Origin of the sequence: Paraburkholderia sp. CNPSo 3281 (assembly GCF_024206515.1) — a bacterium.
Classification (GTDB): Bacteria; Pseudomonadota; Gammaproteobacteria; order Burkholderiales; family Burkholderiaceae; genus Paraburkholderia; species Paraburkholderia nodosa.
In genome coordinates this window covers 1-3,119 of sequence record NZ_JAMBPS010000128.1, presented here as the reverse complement: position 1 = coordinate 3,119, position 3,119 = coordinate 1, and the positions used below count along the sequence as shown (strand labels likewise).

General features: G+C 59.8%; 1 protein-coding gene and 1 pseudogene. Both read right to left on the bottom strand.

All coding sequences use genetic code 11. The annotated features are described in order from the left end of the window. Positions 1-248: 248 nt before the first annotated feature. Positions 249-1,445: pseudogene (locus M3I56_RS40380) on the bottom strand (DEAD/DEAH box helicase family protein); the annotation flags it as partial. A gap of 346 nt (positions 1,446-1,791) precedes the next feature. Then, positions 1,792-3,063: an IS256 family transposase gene (locus M3I56_RS40375; RefSeq protein WP_375541886.1), complete on the bottom strand. Its 1,272-nt coding sequence runs from the start codon at positions 3,061-3,063 to the stop codon at positions 1,792-1,794. Positions 3,064-3,119: the final 56 nt, after the last annotated feature.

The following is a 3,119-nucleotide window of genomic DNA, read 5'->3' as shown; positions in this document are numbered from 1 at the left end:
TCATCGGCCCTCCGGGCAAAAAGTCCGAAGGTACCGGGTTGCGGAAATTCGAAATGCGTTTCGGGCCGGCGCCTGACACAACACTGAGCCCGCTACGTGGCTCGATTACGCCGATCCCGAGGTGGCTCCAATACGCCGATCATCGAGTGGCCCGATTGCGCCGATCATGCACTGGCTCGATTGCGGCGAACATCCGGTGGCTCGATTACGCCGATCCCGGAATGGCTCGAATATGCCGGTCAGTGACAGATGGCATCCATCAGCGAAAAATCGCTCATGGTCCAAGGGAACAATGAGCCTTCGGCATAGCCCGAGCCGCGCAGGAAGAACGGCGTGGCCGAGAGATCGAACACACGGGAGACACCGAGCTTGCGCTGCACGGCCTCAAGCCCGGAGATCCAGAGCCGTGCGGCAGCGTTGTTCTCCTCGACCTCTTTCTTTTCATCACCCTTCAGATCTTCATCTTCTGGAGCGTCAGGCTTCTCGCGGTAGCAATGGTGAGCTTCGTCATTTATGACGAGGACGTCCTTCAAGCCCATAAGGTCTGGCATCACCCGCTGGAGCATCTGCCCTTCTGTTTCCAGCGTGTCGAGGTCGTTACCACCGCGGCCTTGCAGCAGGGCGCGCCCGCCCTTGGACAGCTCTAGGCGTTCGCGTCGTTTGAAGGCGTGGTAGTTGGTGATGACGATTTTGGCACGTTCCAAGTCGACCAGCATGTCGCTGGGTACCAGCTCACGGCTGGCGTAGTAGCTGTAGGGGTCGTTGGGCCGCAGCACCTGCAAGCGGTCACGGATGGTCAACCCGGGTGTGACGATCAGAAAGCCGCGGGTAAAGCGGCGGCTGGTTGGCCTACGAACGGCATTGATGGTTTGCCAAGCGATCAGCATGGCCATCACGGTAGTCTTGCCAGCCCCCGTGGCCAATTTCAGCGCCAGACGCGCCAGGCCAGGGTTGGCATCTTGATTGGCGCGCTCCAGGTAATCAATGAAGGTCTTGCCCGTCTTGCCGAGTTGAGGTGCCACCTCAGTCAGCCAGATCGCTACTTCCACAGCTTCGACCTGGCAGAAGAACGGGCGCACGCCACCGAATTCGTGGTGACGCCAATGTTGGAGGAGCCGCGCGGTTTCAGGCGTGACGCGCCAATCAGCGGGGTTGGGGAGGGCTCGCCACTTGTCCACCTCATGCCGCACAGCATCGATGACTGCCTGGTGAGCATATTGCTGCGATTGGGTCGAAAGGCCTTTGCCCTCGTCGAATAGGAGCACGTCCTGCTTTGCTAAGCCCATGCGCTTCTTGGGCTGCGGAATTGGGGTGATGAAATCAGCCCGACGGCGGGTGGAAACGATCTGCTGCGTGGGCTGCCCATTCTTGTCCAGCTCCCAGTGCCGCGACGGATAGGCGTATGGAGAGTTGAGGATGGGTTTTTCGAAGAATACGTTGGTCATTGTTGAAAACCTGTGTCGCAGTCCATTTCATTTCCCCGGTCCATATCAGACGCCTCCTCGCCCACTACCGTGCTGACAAAGTCACGTTTGCGCAAAAAGTAATTTGAAATGCTGCTTGAGCGTTTTGCGCTTAAGCCGGATTGCATCCCCTACTGGGATACGCCGACGCTTAGGCCCATGCTCGCGTTGAATGCTACGGCACACAATAGCGCGGACGGTATTCTATACGTCCGGACGCTTCAGTAGTTCGGACGTTCATTGTCTCGAAACGAGTGGTGGCAACGAAGTTGAGAGCCGCCGATTGGAACCTGTCCGTATTTTTGTGGGCGGGGCGGTTAATAAATCATTAGCCGCGTGCCTGCGTGAACCGGTCACCGAACAGGATAGCAAACTGGTTCATGGCTGATTTCCAGTCGAAGGCGGCCCGCACGGACTTTGCCAGCACGTTGCGTAGTGCGAGCCAGAGCAGCTTGATAGCAGCCTCATCATTCGGGAAGTGGCCCCGCGTCTTGATGATCTTGCGTAGCTGCATGTTCAGACTTTCAATGGCGTTTGTTGTGTACACAACCCGTCGGATCTCCGGCGGAAACACGAAGAACGGTGTGACGTGCTCCCAGGCACGCTGCCAGGATTGCACGATGGTCGGGTACCTTGTTCCCCAGGGGCCGTCAGCAAAGGCCTGCAAGGCCTGCTGTGCGGCCGGTTCACTGGCGGCGGCATAGATCGGGCGCAGCGCTGCGGCCACCGCCTTGCGGTCCTTGTAGCTGGCGTACTCCAGGCTGTTGCGGATCAGGTGCACGATGCAGGTCTGTACCGTAGTGCGGGGGTACGCCGTGCCGATCGCCTCGGCGAGTCCCTTCAGGCCATCGACCACCGCGATCAGGATGTCCTGGCAGCCACGGGTTTTGAGTTCGTTGAACACCTTGAGCCAGAACTTCGCGCCCTCGGTCTGTTCGATCCACAGGCCCAGCACATCGCGCTGGCCATTGGCCTGGATACCCAGCGCCAGATAGACGGCCTTGTTGCTGACGACGCCATCGTCGCGGATCTTCACGCGCAGCGCGTCGAAGAACACCACCGGATACATCGGTTCGAGTGGCCGGCTTTGCCAGGCAAACGTCTCGGCCATGACCTCGTCGGTGACCGAGCTGATGAAGTCGGGCGAGACTTCGGTGCCATAGCTTTCGGCCAGAAACGCCTGGATCTCGCGCACGCTCATGCCGCGGGCGTACATCGCGATGATGCGCTCGTCGAAGCCGGTAAAACGGCGCTCGTGTTTGGGAATCAGGATCGGCTCGAAGCTGCCCTCGCGGTCACGCGGCAACTCGACCCTGACCGGGCCACGATCCGTGATCACCGTCTTGCCGCTCGCACCGTTGCGCTCATTGGCCTGACCGGACGGCTTGGGCTGGCCCGGCTGGTAGCCCAGATGCATGTTCATTTCGGCGCCCATCGCGCGTTCGATGATTGCCTTGTTGAACGCGAGCATCAGATCCTGAACCTCGGCGGGCGTCATCGGTCCCTTGACCAGCTCGTCAAGCAGCCCTTCAGGCAGGGCAGGCAGCGGCCCGCGGGCCGCTGCCTGCGAAGCGACGGTGCGTTTCTTCTTCATTGGCATATCCATGATTTTTACCTCTCATGATATGCCCCGCCCACAAAATGGCGGATAGGTCC

Bases quoted from the DNA above. Each gene is read 5' to 3' on its own strand.
- M3I56_RS40375 (WP_375541886.1), bottom strand. From the start codon at position 3,063: ATGCCAATGAAGAAGAAACGCACCGTCGCTTCGCAGGCAGCGGCCCGC.